At 50.3% G+C, this 18,625-nt stretch carries 15 protein-coding genes, 1 tRNA gene and 1 pseudogene; 12 read left to right on the top strand and 5 right to left on the bottom strand.

Annotated features, from left to right (window positions below):
* Positions 1-111: 111 nt before the first annotated feature.
* Both EKK48_18185 and EKK48_18180 read right to left on the bottom strand, forming a co-directional pair.
* Positions 112-195, bottom strand: a tRNA-Ser gene (locus EKK48_18185).
* A 252-nt stretch (positions 196-447) separates the two neighbouring features.
* Entirely contained in the window at positions 448-1,212 is a 765-nt protein-coding gene (locus EKK48_18180) for a hypothetical protein (GenBank protein ID RTL39798.1), read from the bottom strand.
* 160 nt (positions 1,213-1,372) lie between these two features.
* Between EKK48_18180 and EKK48_18175 the strand changes: the two genes are divergently transcribed.
* Together EKK48_18175 and EKK48_18170 are read left to right on the top strand one after the other, a co-directional pair.
* Positions 1,373-2,578, top strand: a complete 1,206-nt coding sequence (locus EKK48_18175; protein ID RTL39797.1) for a hypothetical protein — start codon at positions 1,373-1,375, stop codon at positions 2,576-2,578.
* The gene (locus tag EKK48_18170) at positions 2,578-4,092 is read left to right on the top strand and encodes a hypothetical protein (protein ID RTL39796.1); all 1,515 of its coding nucleotides are present in this window, start codon (positions 2,578-2,580) and stop codon (positions 4,090-4,092) included. Before EKK48_18175 ends, EKK48_18170 begins: the two co-directional genes overlap by 1 nt.
* Before the next feature lie 166 nt (positions 4,093-4,258).
* Here EKK48_18170 and EKK48_18165 read toward each other — a convergent pair whose 3' ends face one another.
* A complete protein-coding gene (locus tag EKK48_18165) occupies positions 4,259-4,936 on the bottom strand; it encodes a response regulator transcription factor (GenBank protein ID RTL39795.1) in 678 nt (225 codons plus the stop codon).
* A gap of 185 nt (positions 4,937-5,121) precedes the next feature.
* Between EKK48_18165 and EKK48_18160 the strand changes: the two genes are divergently transcribed.
* From EKK48_18160 to EKK48_18145, 4 genes are all read left to right on the top strand, one after another.
* Positions 5,122-5,670, top strand: a complete 549-nt coding sequence (locus tag EKK48_18160) for a hypothetical protein (GenBank protein RTL39794.1) — start codon at positions 5,122-5,124, stop codon at positions 5,668-5,670.
* A 387-nt stretch (positions 5,671-6,057) separates the two neighbouring features.
* Positions 6,058-7,119, top strand: a complete 1,062-nt coding sequence (locus EKK48_18155) for a MoxR family ATPase (protein ID RTL39793.1) — start codon at positions 6,058-6,060, stop codon at positions 7,117-7,119.
* 24 nt (positions 7,120-7,143) lie between these two features.
* Entirely contained in the window at positions 7,144-8,961 is a 1,818-nt protein-coding gene (locus tag EKK48_18150; protein RTL39792.1) for a peptidase, read from the top strand.
* Positions 8,962-9,131: 170 nt separating this feature from the next.
* Positions 9,132-9,605, top strand: a complete 474-nt coding sequence (locus EKK48_18145) for a hypothetical protein (GenBank protein RTL39791.1) — start codon at positions 9,132-9,134, stop codon at positions 9,603-9,605.
* A gap of 10 nt (positions 9,606-9,615) precedes the next feature.
* Here the strand turns inward: EKK48_18145 and EKK48_18140 are convergent, their stop codons facing one another.
* Positions 9,616-12,387, bottom strand: a complete 2,772-nt coding sequence (locus EKK48_18140) for a CBS domain-containing protein (protein RTL39790.1) — start codon at positions 12,385-12,387, stop codon at positions 9,616-9,618.
* A 168-nt stretch (positions 12,388-12,555) separates the two neighbouring features.
* On the opposite strand from EKK48_18140, the gene EKK48_18135 reads away from it, so the two are divergent.
* From EKK48_18135 to EKK48_18125, 3 genes and pseudogenes are all read left to right on the top strand, one after another.
* The gene (locus EKK48_18135; protein ID RTL39789.1) at positions 12,556-13,107 is read left to right on the top strand and encodes a hypothetical protein; all 552 of its coding nucleotides are present in this window, start codon (positions 12,556-12,558) and stop codon (positions 13,105-13,107) included.
* Positions 13,108-13,357: 250 nt separating this feature from the next.
* Positions 13,358-13,447 (top strand): annotated as a pseudogene (locus tag EKK48_18130) (DUF1542 domain-containing protein).
* Between the two features lie 600 nt (positions 13,448-14,047).
* On the top strand, positions 14,048-14,986 hold the full coding sequence (locus EKK48_18125) for a hypothetical protein (GenBank protein RTL39788.1): 939 nt from the start codon (positions 14,048-14,050) through the stop codon (positions 14,984-14,986).
* On the opposite strand, the gene EKK48_18120 is transcribed toward EKK48_18125, so the two are convergent.
* Complete coding sequence (locus EKK48_18120) at positions 14,975-15,256, bottom strand: hypothetical protein (GenBank protein RTL39787.1); 282 nt, start codon at positions 15,254-15,256, stop codon at positions 14,975-14,977. The two genes, EKK48_18125 and EKK48_18120, sit on opposite strands and share 12 nt — an antisense overlap.
* 143 nt (positions 15,257-15,399) lie before the next feature.
* Here EKK48_18120 and EKK48_18115 point away from each other — a divergent pair, with 143 nt between their 5' ends.
* Genes EKK48_18115 through EKK48_18105 form a run of 3 tightly spaced genes read left to right on the top strand, consistent with a single transcriptional unit; the run spans position 15,400 to position 18,470 of the window.
* A complete protein-coding gene (locus EKK48_18115; GenBank protein RTL39786.1) occupies positions 15,400-16,959 on the top strand; it encodes a flotillin family protein in 1,560 nt (519 codons plus the stop codon).
* Positions 16,960-17,523, top strand: a complete 564-nt coding sequence (locus EKK48_18110; protein RTL39785.1) for a hypothetical protein — start codon at positions 16,960-16,962, stop codon at positions 17,521-17,523.
* On the top strand, positions 17,469-18,470 hold the full coding sequence (locus EKK48_18105) for a hypothetical protein (protein ID RTL39784.1): 1,002 nt from the start codon (positions 17,469-17,471) through the stop codon (positions 18,468-18,470). Before EKK48_18110 ends, EKK48_18105 begins: the two co-directional genes overlap by 55 nt.
* Positions 18,471-18,625 lie beyond the last annotated feature (155 nt).

The following is an 18,625-nucleotide window of genomic DNA, read 5'->3' as shown; positions in this document are numbered from 1 at the left end:
GAATTTTATCAGTTTTTCATCTTTGCTATTGCTAGAGCAGCTGTTCAAGTGGGAGACCAGCAGCTAAACCAACTGTTCTAGCCTGCCTGTGAAGTTTCAAGAAATAAAGCTCGGAGAGGGCGGGATTCGAACCCGCGTGGCTTGCACCCATCCGCTTTCGAGGCGGCGCCGTTATGACCGCTTCGGTACCTCTCCTCAATAGCCAGACATTCTAGCAAACGCAAGTGGAGATTGCGCTCAGCCGAATCAATCCTTCACTAAAAGCCACATTGAGCGCCTCTTGACGAGAGTCATCGTCGTGTCAGTAACTAATGAACATCGTCCCCAAAAGCTTTTCTCTGAAGAAGAAAGCCGGTCTCCAGAGGAAAACCGGCTTTCAAATTGAGAACACATTGGTCGGGCTGTGCGCGTCAAGCCGAGCCGAACGCGGTCGCGACCTTATCAGGGCTACTGCACGTGAGTGGGGCGATTGGCGATCTGAATCGACTCAGCCTCATTCCGCAACGTAGACATGATTTGAGGCATGTCGACCTTGCACTGCCGGCGAACCAAGGGCTGAGGCAAAAAGAACCCGCCATTGACGTAGGCAGAATAGGTCACGAGAGTGCTGTGGCCACCTTCCAGGGGTTCGAGTTTCCAGAAACCATCCACTTCCTTGAAGGCGCCGCTCATGCGATGCCACTCCAGGGCTCTCGGTGCAATTTCCTTCAGTTCAATTATGTACTCATAAGTTCCAGGCATTCCACTTGGGGCGACCGTGTGCTTCAAAACCTTTGTAGTCCCGTGATCAGCGACCACGTGGCACTTCTTCAACTGCGGAAACACTCTTGAGGCATTGTTGTAGTCGGTCAGAATTTGCCAGACCGCCTCGGGTTTCGCCTTGATAGATTCTTTGATGACGCAGAATGTCTTACCGTTGATCACTTCTTCTGTAACCTTCTGCGCACCTGAATCCACAGATTTAGCGAACACAGGAGCGGACACTGCCAACGGTTGAACTAACAGCGTGGCACAGAGAAGTCGGCCGAGAAGCGCTCTTCTCGCCGCCTGGGGGATAAGTTTCACTGGAATTCGTCCTTTCTGACGAGAAAAGTGACTGATACTTTTCTTGAATAGGTGTGGTGTCGAATACAATACTGAAATCAGTTTAATTGTCAACCAAGTGTCTCCTTGAAGAGCCGATATAAATGACCGCTTATTTGCGTATATCAGCCGTGCTTCTACCTTCTAGCTCTTATTAGCTGGGGGTCCTTAAACACGGCGAAGATTCTACCGCCTATTGACTTCCTGCTCAAGCAATATTGTTCTAACGGTAAAATCTGGTCAAAATTCACACACTCCCCACAACCCCGAAACCAAAGCCCAGCAAGAGATGTCAAGACATGCACTAGTTGTTTACAATCCCACCGCCGGTTCAGCGAGCGGCGCTGACCTGTGGCTGGGACCGGTCGTACACAGGCTCGCCTCTCGGTACACCGTGACGGTACTGCCAACGGTGCCCGACATGAATCCGTCCGATATTCTGCATGCCATCGGAAAACCAATTGACTTGCTGGTCGCCGCAGGGGGAGACGGCACACTGCGTTACGCACTTGGCGCCGTTGCAGAAGCCAAAAGCGACATTCCGGTGGGCATTATTCCACTGGGAACAGGGAACCAGTTAGCTCGAAATCTGATGATTTACGAGGAGAACATTCTCAGCGACCCACTCGATGAAGCGCTCAGCATCATTCTGGATGGCGTTACGATGAGAATGGACCTCGGCATCATGAACGGTCAGTATTTTTGCATCTGCGCGGGTGCTGGACCACTCTCAGACGCTATTTTGATGCCCGAGCAAAAGGACAAAGTGAACTGGAAGATGCTGGCTTATGCAAGCTCAGTCATTCAGAACTTTGCCATGCCGCCTGTGATGTTCAAGGTGACGCTCGACGAGGAGAACGAAACATTCCAGGTAGCAGCGTCAGGATTGTTCGTGAGCAACATTGCGGACCTCGGACTGGGAACACTGTCCGAAACCGCAGAATTGAATGATGGACTACTAGACCTGTGCATTCTCAATCCCAGTGAATTCGGGGATTACTTACACATGGGATTCCGTTTTGCAGGTGGATTCGTCGGAGGAGAGGCACCCTACTACATTCGCAAAGTAAGGTCGCTCACAGTGGAAGTCGTGCCATCTAGAGCGAAACTCTCGCGTTTCCAACATATAGGGCATCGCATTCGCAGCTTTTTCTCCGGCAACAATGAGACCCGTCCACCAGTCGCTCAACAAGTCATAGCTATGATTGACGGCGATGCGTTCGGTGAAACCCCGATGCACATCAAAGTAGTACCGCATGCGGTGAACGTGCTGGTACCGCGACAGTTTGCCACAAGACTGAGAAGCAGCGGTGAGGCGGAAGCGGAGCGGCTTGAGGCGGAAGCGGAGCGGCTTGAGGCAAAAGCGGAAGCGGAAAAGCTTGAAGCAGAAGCAGACGCCGAAGCGGAAAGGCTTGAGGTTGAGCGGAAAGCGAAAACGATTTCGAGCGACAGGGCAGAAGCAGCAGAATCGGGAGCAGATGAAACAACGCTCTGATGCCAACTTCAAAGAGCCTTCCAGTTATCGAAATAGAACACCTGAGCAAACACCCACTGTTCAGACTGCGCATCATTCATAAAGGGCTTGCGCTGGCGCTCATTCCGCTCTTCGTAAACGCTGTATGGATTTTTCTGCTGTCTTCCGCGCTGGCTCACAGTCATGGACTGTTGCAACAAGAACAGACCCAGGCGGAGATACTCAGTCATCTCAATCGCATCACCGTACTTCTTACAGGATCATTTGGAGAACTCGTTTCATATGCCTCGAGCGGCGATGAACTGCACAAGACGAAGACCTCCCTATTGAACGCTGAAATCGAGGTGGAATTCGACAAGCTTAAACAGTTGACGGCTCGAGAAGGCAACCAGATCGAGCCGCTGCTGAACCAGTTGCTGGGCACGCTCGACCAGGACTCGCAGGTGCTCTCCTCAATTGACAAGTCAGCACAATCGAACGAAGACCTCATGCCCCGTGTCAAAAGGCTTCGCCAACTTATTAAACAGATCGGAAAAAAGAACCGCATTCTGGTTGATATAGTGAAAGAGAATGAGTCCCGACTGCAAAGTCTGAATGTGGAAGCGGAGGAAGCAGATCGAAACGTGCGCAATCTAGTTGCTGCAGGGCTGGGTTGCAATCTCATTCTGGCGCTCATTCTCGTCTTACTGCTGGTCAAAGACATAAAAGGCAGACTCAAGATGCTCGTCGCGAACGCGCAACTCTTGCCCAAACATCTGCCGCTAACTGCTCATGTCGGAGGCAACGACGAATTGAGCGAACTGGACACAGCTATCCATGCCGCATCCGTCCAACTTGCAGAAGCGGCGGAATACCGACGCGCCCTGACACAAATGATGGCTCACGATTTAAAAAGTCCTCTCAGTTCCTGTCTGATTTCACTGGAAACTATCGGCGCAGCCAATCCAGGCTCTTTGAATGAGAAACAAGAAAGGCAAATCAATCGCATCCGCTCTAACTTAGGTACACTAGTTACTCTAATCAACGATCTACTCCTTCTCGAGAGTCTTGAAACCGGACACCTGGTGCTGACTCCCGAACCTGAGAGTGTTCGTGAATTGATTGACGCGACAATAAATATATTGCAGCCGATTGCACAATCAAAATCAGTACGCCTGCTCAACGAAGCAGAACGCTGTTACATTGCGGTTGATCGAAACCGCATTCTCCAGGTTCTAACCAACCTTGTGTCAAACGCAATCAAATTTGCTCCGACCAACTCGGATGTTACAGTTACCGCTGAACAAAATCCAACGTGCGTGCGCGTTGCAGTCATCGATCAGGGACGAGGCTTAAGCAAAGAAGATGCCTCCAGGCTATTCCAAAAGTTTAAACAGACTGAAGATGGAAAAAAAGCGGGCGGAACAGGACTGGGATTGGCGTTGGCAAAGCTAATAGTCGAAGCTCATGGCGGCAAAATCGGAGTAGATAGTGAACCCGGTCACGGCTGCCAATTCTGGTTCACGATTCCGATGACAAACGAACCGACTGAATAACTGATTGCCGTCCGAATTATGAATCCGGATTACTAATCCGGATTACTAATCCGAATTACCAATCCGAACTATCAATCAGAATTACCAATCCGAATTACCAATGCATCCAATTGCGGATTGCTTCAAAACGCATTCCACACACCAGAGCTTTCAATTGCCAACTGCGTCAATCACGATTTTCAATCACATAGCCACTGCCGACCACAGTCTTAATCAAATCACGCTGCCCGACCTTACTCAGCTTGTCACGCAAATTATTGATCAGCACTTTCACGGTCTGCGCTGATACATCTGCATCTGATGGCCAAATTGCATCGAACAGACGCTGACCAGTATATGGACGATCCCTGTGACGCAGCAGAAATTGCAGCAGCTGAGATTCCTTTGGCGTCAATTGAACTGTCTTGTTATTGCAAGCGATTACACGAGAGTCAATTTTAAAATGCAGTTCGCCGATTTTCATTTCTTCACTGAAGGAATTAAGAGAGCGCCTCATTACACTTCGAATACGAGCAAACAGCTCCCTCTCGTCAAAGGGCTTCACCAAATAGTCATCCCCCCCGGAATCAAGAGCCTCTTCTTTCTTGCTGACGTCACTTTCAGAGGTGAGAAAGATAATGTGACTTAATCCGCCATTCTTACGATACTGCTCGCACAACGCGACTCCGCTCATGCCTGGAAGATTCCAATCGAGCAAAATCAGTTCGTACTCGAATGCGTTCAGCAACTGCAAACCATCTTCAGCCGTGTGTGCGATTTCCAGATTCAAGTCGCGCGCAAGAAACAATTCTTGGAGCGTTTCGCCCAAAAGAACATCGTCATCGACAAGCAGAATCTTACTCAATTTAAATTTTCCAGACGTGCTGCACTATTTTACGCGTTTGGACAGGCGGTAAACAGATCTGGTCAACATTAGCGGATCGGTGCCGAAAGAAAGCCTGGAACAGGTCACTGACTAGCAGTTTCGAGCTTTACTTCATTTTTACCTCCGTCGCCATATTGTCATTGCATTCGCTAGAGGTTAATTGAATGGACAGAGCAAATTACCGCAATGAATCTGACAACAACTCCGAACAAGTAGGTCAGATTCTGCTAGCCGACTGCAACTTCGATAGACCAGATTACAGGCTATCTGCGTTGAAACAATCGGGCGGTAGATTAGCCGAAGGAGAGACAGTTTTCGACACCCGCGGGCTCTATGACCTCGCTGCAACATACACGGGAAATCGCGATTACCGTACCAATCATCAAATAAATCAATCGAACACCTGCGGCGACCGAGAACTTCTCGAAAGAGAAGCGGCGAGAAATCTGGTGACATTCCAGGAAAACCAAAAGTCTCACGAATACTTCAGAGCCAATCAAAGACTGAACGAGAGAGCTTCCACGGCTCTTTACCATGGCAATCTCCAGGAATTCGAACAGGTCTTCGCGTCGCCTGAAGTGACGAAAGAAATGAGAGCGGAGTACCTCGCACGAGGAGGCGCTGAAGCGATTAGAGAAACTTTTGGCACAAGCTTCAACTCGGATACACAAGCCGTTCATGAAGCTCTCGACTATGTTCGCAACGGCAAATAGATCATTCATTTTCCACTTGACAGTCGGCATGCGCCTGCTAGAATGAAAAAACTCCGCAGATGGCGGACAACTTTTTTTGAGGATAAAGCAATGCTCCCGTGCACTAAAGGATGAAATTCAACCAGTCGCAAAACGCGACCGGTATTTGCATTCGGCACGAGAAGCAGCTCAGAATCGACAACATGATTGTCGGCTGGCAACGCTACCCGTAAATTTCTCGCGCCGTAAACGCAAACTATCGAACGCATCAAGAATTCCACGAACTCTAATTTTCAGAGCTCGCAAGTAGATTCCTTAGCACGCTGGCTGTGTTCCGTCTGCCGGACACACTAAGCATGTCGGGGAATCACGAAATCTCCTGCACTCATCAGAACGGAAAACAACCATATGAATCCAGTTGTCACACTCTCACAAAGAGAGCTGTCCGACTTTCTCTTAAACGTCGCTCTGGTGCGCCCCGTATTCATATGGGGTCCGCCCGGCACCGGCAAATCTTCGATTGTGCAAAACTTTGCCGAATCGCTGGGAATGCCATGCGTCTCGTTACTTGGAAGTCAGCTCGCACCTGAAGACATTATCGGTGTTCCACAAATCGAACATGGTGTCAGCCGCTTTTGTCCGCCTGCAATGATTGCAAGATCTGAGCCATATTGCCTGTTCCTCGACGAACTTAATGCATGCTCGCACGAAGTGCAAAAGGCATTCTACAGCCTGATTCACGAGCGGCGAATCGGCGAATATCTATTACCGAAAGGTTCCATTGTCATCGGAGCAGGCAACCGTGCTCAAGATAGTGCCATCGTCAAACCAATGTCGTCGGCGCTGTTGAATCGATTGGTGCACGTGCATCTGCGCGTATCGCACCGCGATTGGCTGGAATGGGCGTATCAAAACGACATTCACGAGTTAGTGATCCGCTACATTCAAAACCGACCAGATCAGCTCGCAGCAGAAGCGCCAAAGCACGAAGAGCCATTCTCCACACCTAGATCCTGGCACATGCTGAGCGATGCCCTGCATGAATACGGCAACGGCATTAATGACCAGGCACTGGAAGTAGTGGCATACGGCTGCTTGTCGCCACAACACGCCACCCAATTCAAAGGCTTCGTCAAACAATTGCGCAGCAAATACGCATTGAGCGCAATCTTGAAAGGAGATGAAAAATGGCCAACTGATCCCAAAGATCGTGATGTGCTGTATTTTCTTGCGCAATCTTTCCGTGCTCAACTGCTCAAAGAATTACCTCAACACAAAAACGATATGAGCGGCAGCGCTCGTGAGTTGGCGCACGTAGCAAAAGGTCTGCTGAAGGACCTCTCGCTGATCAGCCTGGAGATGGCACAAATGGTAGTGCAAGAAGAGAAGAGTGGAGATGTGCTACCAAGCTGGTTCATGGTCGACATTGTTCGCGACTTGCCCCGGCTAGTCGACAAGAAAACAACGTGATTAAGGGAAAGGAGTTGTTGAGAAATGGGCAAGAAATCGCGAGCCGCAAAGCAGTGCGATACGGCTACGAAAAACTATTTCGAAGGCCGTGCGCTCGTTTCTCAACACCCTATCTTTGGGCGATTACTGGATTATGTGACGATCTACAGAGGAGACAACAAAGTCTGTCCTGCGGACGGATGGGCTGTTGCGCAGAGTTCCGGCTCAATTTACGTGCACCACAAAAGAGTTGCCGAACCACGAGAATGGGCTTACGTTCTCGCTCACTGTCTGCTGCATTACGCCTTCGATCACTTCCGTACGAAAGAAAATCAGATGGAATGGAATATCGCATGCGATGCCTTTGTAGCCAAGTTTCTGACCGACATAAAATTCGGACAAGCACCAGAGGAAATAAGGGGAGACTTCGCTATCGGTGCGCAGGACGAAGAACGGCTCTATGAAAAGATTTGCCGTAATGGCGCCAGCGATGATTTGAAAGACCGTGGCATGGCAGGTCCATTTGCATGCGACATGATGAACACTGGCGAAAGCAGAAATTTCTACGGTAAGCCAGTTGATTGGCAAGAACTCTTTGCCGGCGGTCTGGCATCAGCCGCAAGCAGCGCAGTCAATGTAGCAGCAGGGCTCGAACCATTCGTCGGTGCCAATGATTCGTTGATGAAACGCACACCAGCACAGCGAGCGCGCTCCTGGTTCATCAGCAGTTATCCACTTCTTGGTGCGCTGGCAGCCGCTTTTGAGCTGATCGAAGACCCGCACATTTGCACTCGCATGAGCGTCTCGATTGCTGCTGTGCATGCAGAGCAACAAGAAATATACATGAATCCTGCTGCTGGGCTGACTGAATCGCAATGCCGGTTCGTCATGGCTCACGAGTTTCTGCATGTCGGCTTACAACATGAACAACGGCGCCGCGGGCGAGATGCATTCCTCTGGAATGTTGCCTGCGACTATGTCATCAATGGCTGGTTAGTTGAGATGGAAGTTGGCGAGATACCCCCACAAGGGTTGCTGCACGATCCTGAATTGAAAGGGCTTTCCGCTGAAACAATTTACGACCGAATCGCAAGCGATCTGCGTCGCGCCCGCAAACTGCGAACTCTGCGTGGCAACTGCGAAGATGGTGACATGTTGAGTGGACACATACCAGAGTGGTGGAGACTAGCTGACGGCGTAACTCTCGATGACTTCTATAGACGCGCTCTGGCACAAGGGCTAGATTGCCACAACCAGATCAATCGCGGCTTGCTGCCAGCCGATCTGGTTGAAGAAATCAATGCGCTGCTTCAGCCGCCTATACCATGGGACGTTGAACTGGCGCAGTGGTTCGACTATTATTTTCCGCCCCTGGAAAAAGTTCGATCTTACGCTCGGCAAAGTCGCCGTCAATCGAGCACGCCGGACATTCCGCGCCCTCGCTATGTTCCCGGAGAATTCGATGATGCGCGCACCTTTGGCGTTATTCTTGACACGTCTGGCTCGATGGATCGGCATCTGCTCGCTCGAGCACTTGGAGCCATCGCGAGCTACAGCGCCTCGCGAGAGGTGCCATTCGCGCGCGTAATATTTTGCGATGCAATCGCCTACGATCAGGGTTATATGTCAATCGATGCGATCGCAGGTCGTGTCAGAGTGCGTGGTCGTGGTGGCACAGTGTTACAGCCTGGCATCGATCTGCTTCAAAACGCCAAAGACTTTCCCAAAACAGGTCCAATACTCATCATCACGGATGGTTACTGCGAAAAGAACTTACTCGTTCGACGCGAGCATGCTTACTTGCTTCCCGCTCAGAATCACTTGCCTTTCAGTCCAAAAGGCAAAGTGTTTTACATCAGCTGAGCAATAAATCTGAACCTGAAACATACCGGTCCTAGTCACACCTTTCCGGTATATCTGCAGCTTATGTGCGGCAAAAAAACATGTGCCAGAGACTCAACTGATACCAGACGTAATGCTTTAAGATGGATTGAACATCAATTGAATTAACTATCTTATTTGGAACCGCAAACGTGCACGCCTCACGCCTTCAAAAATGTTTTCTGTACGCATTTTGCATTGTTTCTCTGTTCAGTGAGTCGGCAGAGGGTCGCAAAGCATATCCTCCGGAGGAGCCTTTCCCAACTCCGGTAGTAGCAGGAGTCCGTACAATCAAATTGCACTCTGAGTTAGCTCCTACCAAGACTACACAACCGACATGGCTGGAAAAATACGTATCGACGATGGTGCGTCTAACATATAACAAATGGACCCCCCCTTCAGAGAAAACGAAAAGTACCGATGTCCATTTTTTCATCCATTCCGATGGCACCTTCTCCGACTTTTCAATTGCACGTAGTTCTGGAGATAAATTGAACGATTTAGCATGTATTGAGGCACTGCGAAAAACTTCCGGATTTGAAAAAAGGGTTCCGGAAGGCATTTACGAGGTGTCTCAAACCTTCTCAGTCGAAATAAAAAAAAGAACTGGCATCACTCAAAGATAGCCACTGAAGACTATTTCGCAGTCTTACGAGTCGATTTTGTCAGCTTCTTCTCCGTGGACGGGCCTTGTTTAGCACTGGTAGAAGATTCCTTGATAGCAAATTTGGACTGAAACCGCTCTTTTACGAATTCCAGTTCGTCCTGACGGGTGAAAATCAAACCGTCCAGCTTCCGTTCGAGAATCGCATCAAGAGCCCGACCGATTTCAGGTCCAGGCGCAACGCCGAGTTCAACCAGGTCTGCACCGGTCAACTCGATTTGCACCTTCTCCAGGTGTTCGAGATACAAACGAATCATACGACGCAGAGGCGCCCCCGGGCTCGCAAGACATGCCGCAATGGCAAGCGATTCTTCCGGCTTTCCTTTCAGCAGGTAATAGATCTGGCTGTTTTTGACACCCTGTTTGTTCAACGTTTCAACAACCTCGGGCAACTGCCTCGGGATTGCCAGCCCTTTTCGAACGATTGCCTTCTGTTCGTTAGTTAGATGCAGCCGATCGAGTACTACATCGATGCGATGTTCGTCCAATTGCGACAGCAAAAGGGCCAGATAAACGACCCATGGCTGCCCCAGCGTATAGCGCTTCATTAAGCCTTCAGCGCGCCGCAACAGCGTGCGTATCGATTGCTGATACTCCAACTCGGCATCGAGATAACGCAACTTGGCTCCCAGCTCCGCTAACAAATCAAGCGCACGAATGCGTCGCGGTGACTCCAGAATCGAACGCAACTCATCACGCATGCGACTGCCGCCAAGATTGTCAAAGATGCCCATGGCTACGGCGCGTTTAGCAAGTTCTTTTGTTTTCGGCTCGATGTTGAATTCCAGTCGGCTGGCAAATCGCACTGCCCGAATAATTCGTGTCGGATCTTCAATGAAGCTAAATGCATGCAAAACACGAATCGTCTTCTTTTTGATATCCTCCAGCCCGCCGAAGTGATCGACAAGCATGCCATAGCGACCCGGATTCAAACAAATGGCAAGGGCGTTTATGGTAAAGTCGCGGCGCAACAAGTCCTGCTCCAACTGAGATGCTTCAACAGTAGGGAGAGCTGCGGGAAATTCGTAGAATTCAGTTCGCGCTGTGGAAAAATCTATATCCCTTCTCGTGTCTGCATAAAACCACAATTTAGCGGTCTGGAATCGCTCGTGCCGAGCCACCACTTCAAGACGAGCTGGATATGCGGACTCCATAGCATTTGCAAGATCAATGGCGGCCCCCTCGATGACAAAATCGAGATCGTAGTTTGGCACTTTCAGAATCAAATCACGAACCGAACCACCAACAGCATAAGCCACCATATTCAGTTGCGCAGCAACTTTTCCGGTCTGCACGCACAGCCACGATGTTGGCGTATCCAGGGTACTCATCTGCTTCTGCAAATTGACAGACCGGGGCTCAAGGTGCACGGTGCTTCCAGAGGCGGCAAAATCATTTTTGAGAAGTGTTGCCCACTCAGGCACGAGGAACGGTTTCGAACCGTTGTCTCCATACAACGTCTTTAGAACATCGCCGCGCGAGACTAACCCGACGAGCTGCTTCTCCTCGTCAAGAACAGGCAATCTTCCGATGTCTTCAGTAACCATAATTTGTTGAATCTTGCTGAGCGGTGTTTTCCGGTCAATCGAAATAACAGGTTTACTCATAAATCCGCGCACAGGCGCATGACCTAGCTTATGATGTTTAGCCTGATCGATATCGCGGCGACTAACTACGCCAACAAGACTGTCTTCATCGGCAACGAGTACACCGTCCAAACCGTAGCGCAGCATGATACGACTGGCTTCGTCCATTGTGATATTGGAGCGAATGGTGCGCACTGGAGAGATCATAATCTCCTCAGCCACCACTTCCGGTTTGACTTGCTTGCGCAACAACTTTTCGATTTCAGCAGCGATGGATTCAACCGTGCCATTACGAGTAACAGCCGAGCCCGCACCATGGTGACCGTCACCGCCAAATTTTCGCACTACCAGGCGAACATCGATGAGGTGTGAATCGCTTCTACCGACAATGTGAACACGATCACGCATATGAACGACGGAGAAGGCAGCGTCAGCCGATTCCACTTCGGTGAGCTTGCGCGTCAAAGAAGCCACGCCGTCAAAATATTTGTCACGCGATCCGACTGCGACAATCACACGCGCACCACCCACGGTGATCACACGAGCATCTTTGATCAAATCTTCAAGCAATCCGATTTGATCGTCGTTCATTTTGGGACGTATGTAATCGTTGATAATAGCCAGATCGGCACCTTGCTTGAGCAAATAGGCTACACAGGCAGCGTCTTTATCGGTCGTACCGCTATAAGTAAGACAACCAGTGTCCTCGTAAATGCCAATAGCCATAAGAGTCGCTTCAAATGGGGTCAAATGAATATTCCGACTCATGATCTTATCGACAACAATTGTTGTTGCCGAGCCGACCCGCTCTATCACTGAATCTTCCTGAGCAGTGGGACCCAATCCGTTCGGGTCGAACTGATGATGATCGAAAACGACGTGCGGAATTTTCTGCTCCGTGATCATTTTCCTTGCTATCTCATCAAGGCGCTCGACGTTCTGACAGTCCACGATGAAAATGCGCCGAACATTTTCAACATCGACGTACTTCATTTGAGTCACCGGCATCGAGCTGCGATAAAGTGCCACAAAATTGCGCACGTTGCCGACCAGCGGATAGCCCAAAATCATTCGCGCGGAAGGATAGAGCTTCGAAACTGCAAACTGAGCAGCCAGTGAGTCGAAGTCCATATTGTTGTGAGTGAGAATTATTTCCACGAAACGCTCCCGGCTGGCGCGATTATCAGACAGTGGAACTGTCGCGACCTATCTATATCTTCCCTCAACTCGAAGCTCAACTCGAAGCAGTCCGATAGTTACTACAATAAACCACGGTACAACTGACCTCAGCTGTTAGGATTCACCATATCCAATCATGAGAGCCCCATGACCGCCGGCGATAGTCATCCCATCAAGAAAACATGCACTAATCCCCGCTGCCGCCAGGTCGACGAGACCGAGTTTTCTACCTGCCGCCACTGTGGTCACAAATACTCGGACGTGAACCAGTGGCGGGCACCCGACAACAAATCCGCGGAATTCGGTGCCTTCCTGCGTGACCCAGTTCAAGTGTTGCTCGCACTGGTAGTTTTCGGCGGACTGTACTTTGCCGTCACCCACCGAAATCCCGAGAACATACTTGGTGACACGGTTTCCGATGTTCTTAGCAGCGGAGAAAAGAGGGAAACTAGGCGCATCGAAAAGGAAACGAGGCTCCTCGAGAAATATCCTCGCGACGTCGAGGCTTTGATCAGGCGAGGTGATTCCTATCAGCAAATTCTCAACTCGAAAGCAGCTCTGGCAGATTACAACTTAGCAATTGAACTGAGACCCCGACCTGAGTACTACAAGAAGCGCGCGCTTGCTTACGATGCGCTTGGTGACTACAAAAGAGCCGAGGCAGATCGCTCCGAGGCGCGTCGCTTAGAACACCACTGAAGTGCCCGGCTTAGTCATTTCATAAGGCTTTCAGCGTTTACCGGATGCCTGCTCAGGGTACTGAATTGCTAGGAAACCCGACTTTTTCAAGAACCAAAATCAGGCAATCAGAACAATGATTCCGCTCGGAATGCTAGGTCAAGTTTACGCCGTCTGCGCGGGCATCGGTTCCATTTTCGTGATCGGCAGCTTCCTCATGGGTCACCTCGGCGACGAAGGCGGAGGGCATGACGGAGCAGGACATGATGACGGCGGTGGCAGTGACTTCAATGCTGGTGACGATGGCGGGGGCGGAACAGACTTCAATGCCGGTGATGACGGCGGCGGCGGAACCGACTTCAACGCCGGCGACGATGGCGGTGCCGGCACTGATTTCAACGCCGGCGGCAACTCAAACCATCGAGTCGTACCCATCTCCGGGCGACCAGTTCTCACCCACCGAACAGCGACCAGCACTGTTACAACAGGGATTTTCGGCATAATCCTGACCTTACTGAGCCCGATGACGGTCTGCATCTACCTGGCCTTCTTCGGACTAACGGGTCTGGTGCTCGCATTCAACGCTCCCTGGCTGGGATACTTCACGCTAATTCCGGCAATTGCAGTCAGCATCGGAGTTTCAGCGGCATTTAAGGGCATGACGCAGTGGATGATCAAAAACATGTTCACGTCCACTCATCAGCGCGAATCAGACCTGCTCGGGCAGATGGCAGAAGTCAACGTCCCCATCCATGACGGGCGCATGGGTGAAGTTACATACGTGCTCAATGCTAAACGCATGACCGCCACTGCACAGCCCGCCAAACCAGGACTCGATTTCAAGAAAGGCTCAAAGGTTTTGATAGTCGGTTCGAAAGAACACATTGTTTTGATCGAACCCTATGATCCCGAACATGACGAGTTGGAACAACGTTTCATCAGTTAAGAGAAAGGTGACAGCATGATACCGTTGCCGTTGATAAATCAAATCTATATTGTATGCGCCGCGATTGGTTCGCTATTTCTGGTCGCCTGCGCATTTATGGGAGCTCACCATGCAGGCGGAGGTCACGGAGGGCACGTTGGCGGTGGGCACACCGGCATCGGGCACGGTGGTGTCGGCGGTCACACCGGCGTTGGTCATACGGGCGCCGGAGGACACACTGCAATTGGTCATGGCGGAAGCGGTGGACACACTGCTATCGGTCAAGGGGGCACCGCCGCTGGACATGGCGCAGCCAGCGGCTCGGCACATGGTGGCGCAGGCAGTGGCACCCATACAGGAGCAGGTCAAAGCACCGCCAGCGGTGCAAACGAAGTAATAATTCAAGGGGCAGCGCTGCAAGCCAGCACAGGTCCCTTCCACGCGCCCACGAGAGAAGAAGAGAAGGGCGGTCCGGTGGAAGCAATTCTCAGCGCGTTGAACCCAACCATCATCACAACCTTTTTAGCATTCTTCGGATTGACGGGGCTCTTTTTCATTTCCAGCTTCCCTGTGCTTGGCTACATAACCCTCGCTCCTGCACTCTTTGGCGGCTTTGTCGCGGTCAAAATAGTCACTAACGTCATGAATACAGTCTTCGCAAGAATGTACTCCTCATCGGCAGCCACCGAGCACGATCTGATCGGGCATATGGCCGAGGTGACCGTGCCCATCCCACCGGGCAGGACCGGCGAAGTGACATACATAGTCTCTTCAAAACGCTATGCCTCTCCTGCGAAAGCGAAATCGCCAGATCAAGAGATCAAACGAGGAACCAAAGTTTATATCTGCGAACATCAACCTGATTATGTTCTCGTCGATCTTTGGACCGACACCTTTATTGATCCCGCCTTCGAAGATGACACTCTTACGCCGCAAGAAAAACTAGCAAAGATGCGCTCGCAATCACTTCAATAAGGCAGCACCGATAAGCGTTGCTGCGAAAGTACTAAAAGGGCACAATTGTGCACGCAATGTATCGCGCAAATTGCACTCAGTAGGGAAAAAATAAAACTTCCTTTGAACAAATTGCAACGCCCGCTTGCTCGCCCCCGTGCCGAACTGCGGCAAAATTTTAAGATGCCCACGAGTAACTTTATCGGAAACTACAGCCGTCGGCTGGCTGAAAAATTGTGTAGAAAAAATGACGAAGAACGCCAAATAATAATGAATTGATGATGCTGTCAAGAGGAAATCAAGAGTGCATATATGATGTTCTCACGCAGTAAATCAATGACAAATATCAAATTGCAAACTGTCTAAAGAGAACTGATTTTAGGGAATGATAAGGGAAAGAGACGATTCTCGCTTTCCCACTGGAGGGACACAATATGTTTGGTTTAGAGATCGGTTCACTAATAGCCGTAGGCGTCGGAGTCATGCTAGCTTTCATCATGGTCTATCTGATGGTTAACCTCTACCAAAAGTGCAGCCCCAACGAAGCGATGATCATCTCCGGTATGTACGCTGGGCGGGACGGAAGAAGTTATAAAATCATCGTCGGTGGTGGCGCGGTCATGCTGCCGATGGTGCAACAAAAAGCGACGTTGAGCCTTGAAGTGATGACGATAGACGTCCACTCACAAGCGCCGATGATCACTAAAAACGGTGTTCCAATATTCGTAGAAGGCGTTGCTCAAGTAAAAGTCAAAGGCGACGAAATCTCAATCTCGACAGCCGCTGAGCAATTCCTCGGCAAGACGGAAGAAGAAATAAAGAACATTGCTCACGAATCACTGGTCGGTCACTTGAGAGCCATTCTCGGTACGATGGCAGTCGAAGAGTTGGTACAAAACAACGACTCATTCGCCCAACGTGTTCAAGAAGTATCGCTTGCTGACCTGGCCAAGATGGGTTTGACCGTTGTATCGTTCACCATCAAAGAAATCAAAGATACAGTTGGTTATTTGGAATCACTCGGTCGTCAACAAACAGCCGAAGCAAAAAGAAACGCCGACATCGGTGTTGCCCACGCAGCCAAAGAAACTCAAATCCAACAAGCACAAGCTCAACGCGACGCGCAGATTGCACAAGCGCAAGCCGCAGAAGAAGGCGCCAAAGCCAAGCTGTTAGCCGACACTAGAGTTGCCGAAGCTTCCAAAAACTTCCAGGTCAACCAGGCGCAGTTCCAGAGCGAAGTCGCCAACAAGAAAGCTGCATCAGACATGGCATACGACATCGTCAAAGCGCAGACACAACAGAAACTTGTTGAAGAAACTCAGAAGATCAGAATCGTTGAAGCACAGAAAGAAGTTGAACTGCAACAGGTTGAAGTGCAGAAACGCCAGGTATCTCTCGAAAGCGAAGTCACCAAGCCTGCCGAAGCAGAACAACAGAGAATTCGCTTGATGGCGCAAGCCGAACAGGAAAAACGCAGATTACTTGCCGAAGCAGACGCTCAAGCGATGAAACTGCAAGCACAAGGTCAAGCGGATGCCACTCGTTTGAAAGCGATGGCAGACTCCGAAGCCACCAAAGCCCTGGGTCTTGCCCATGCAGAAGCAACCAGAGCTCAAGGTCTTGCCGAAGCTACCGTTACAGCAGCCAAAGGTCAAGCAGAAGCCGAAGCCATGGCTAAGAAAGCGGAAGCCTACAAGCTCTATAATGACGCTGCTATGACAAGCATGATCATCGAGAAACTGCCTGAAATGATTGCCGCTGCTGCTTCACCGCTCTCGAAGATTGGCAACATGACTGTACTTTCAACTGGAAGCGACGGCGGTGCCAGCAAAGTCACCAACGATGTTCTCAACGTTGCAACACAGAGCATGATGATGATCAAAGGACTGACCGGTATCGATATCGCCGACGCCCTGAAGCGCGACCGCAAAGTAATCGATGGTGGTACAGCCCGCAGTCAAGCGGTAGATCCAACCAAATCACTCAGCTAATTGAGCACACAGCAAAGGATTATCGTTACAGGTGCAAGCGGGGTCGGCAAAACCACTTTGGTGGAGATGCTAGCCCCGCTGCTCTCTTTATCGGTCATTCCTGAACTTGGCAGAAAGCTTTGCCAGGAACTTGGATATAAGAGAATCGGCGACATTCCCGATCAAGAAGATTTCAAAAGGAAAGTGCTGAAAGCGCAAATTGACGCTGAAGATGCCGCCGGGTCGTTTATATCCGACCGCTCCACGGTTGACTGCTGGGTGCTCTGGCAACGCTGGAATATTTGTCAGGCAATGACCTATGACACAGAGGCTTACTACCAGCAATCGCGTCGACAAGCTGAGCGTTATACGCACATCATCTATATTCCACCAATGTTTCCTCCAGTAGAAGACGGATTCAGATGGACCGAACCCGATTACCAGAAGCAAATCGATCGAATTATTCGCATGACGATTTTTGAATGGGAGTTGTCACATGCAACTTATGTGGTTCAATCATTGGACAATGAATCCCGGCTGGAAGAAGTCAAAAGTTGGCTAAGCAAGCAGCATCAATTGCCGTAAAGACAGCAGCTCTTAAATCTGTTGCTGCGATAACAGCAGCTTTGACAATCAGCGCAACAGCAACAAATTTCGCAGGCGCAGCCAATGCAGCAAGCGGCAATGAGCCCAAGCAAGCAGCCGGCACACATCTTGTTTCCTTTGCTCCTTCCAACACAGAACTTCTGTATGCAGTCGGCGCAGGAGACAAGCTTTTTGGAGTTTGCTCTTATTGCGATTATCCGGATGCAGTGAAGAAGAAAACGGTAGTCGGAAATTTCATTGCTGCCAATCTGGAAAGGTTAGCAACGGTCAAACCTGACAAAATCGTCTGTGTAAGTGGTCAGGAAGCTCTTGCCGGGCAACTCTCGCATAACGGCTACAAGGTCCTGGTTCTAAAAAACGACCATTTATCAGACATTTCCAAAAATCTGAAAGACCTGGCCGCACTCTCCAACAGCACCGCACGTGGTGACCAGGCAGCAGCTAAATTCAACACTTGCATTACTGAGCTAAAAGAGATCACAAGCAAAGCAAGCGTAAAGCCTGCGGTTTTCTATTGCGTCTGGCCGCAACCGCTTCTCACACTTGGAAAGGCTAGTTACCTGACGGAAGTCATCACCGTATGTGGTGGCGACAGCATTTCCAAGAATCTCGAGTCGGGCTATCCTCACTTTTCCATGGAAAAATTAGTTCTGGCAAATCCTGACGTGATAGTCATGCCTTACGAATGCAAAGACCATTCATTTTTAGAAAAGCATCCATGGTCGTCGCTGAAAGCCGTCAAAAACAAGCGAGTTTATTTCCTGCCAGACCCGCCCCACGACGGTCTGGCCCGTCCAACACTGCGCCTTACAACTGGGCTGTACTGGCTGGCTAAAAAGGTCCATCCCGAGCTTTCAACCCAGCTCGACAGTTGGTCGGCTCGCACCCAATCGACTCTGGCCCCGTTCATGCCCCCGGCGAATTGACTTGATGGAAAGACAAATGCCCTCCATCAACATCTCAATCGAAGATCTTCTAATCAAAACGACCAGCGGGTCGAAAGCCCCTATAGTCAAGCGGCAATGCCAGTATATGCCGCCACTAGCGCGTCTTGCCCCCTTACGAGTAAGCTAGAAGCATA

It is taken from the genome of Candidatus Melainabacteria bacterium (assembly GCA_003963305.1).
Taxonomy (GTDB): Bacteria; Cyanobacteriota; Vampirovibrionia; order Obscuribacterales; family Obscuribacteraceae; genus PALSA-1081.
This window is presented reverse-complemented; position numbering and strand designations above follow the sequence as displayed.

Excerpts from the sequence above, each read along its gene's own strand:
- EKK48_18175 (RTL39797.1), top strand. The coding sequence starts at position 1,373 with ATGTCAAGACATGCACTAGTTGTTTACAATCCCACCGCCGGTTCAGCG.
- EKK48_18170 (RTL39796.1), top strand. The coding sequence starts at position 2,578 with ATGCCAACTTCAAAGAGCCTTCCAGTTATCGAAATAGAACACCTGAGC.
- EKK48_18160 (RTL39794.1), top strand. The coding sequence starts at position 5,122 with ATGGACAGAGCAAATTACCGCAATGAATCTGACAACAACTCCGAACAA.
- EKK48_18155 (RTL39793.1), top strand. The coding sequence starts at position 6,058 with ATGAATCCAGTTGTCACACTCTCACAAAGAGAGCTGTCCGACTTTCTC.
- EKK48_18150 (RTL39792.1), top strand. The coding sequence starts at position 7,144 with ATGGGCAAGAAATCGCGAGCCGCAAAGCAGTGCGATACGGCTACGAAA.
- EKK48_18135 (RTL39789.1), top strand. The coding sequence starts at position 12,556 with ATGACCGCCGGCGATAGTCATCCCATCAAGAAAACATGCACTAATCCC.
- EKK48_18125 (RTL39788.1), top strand. The coding sequence starts at position 14,048 with ATGATACCGTTGCCGTTGATAAATCAAATCTATATTGTATGCGCCGCG.
- EKK48_18115 (RTL39786.1), top strand. The coding sequence starts at position 15,400 with ATGTTTGGTTTAGAGATCGGTTCACTAATAGCCGTAGGCGTCGGAGTC.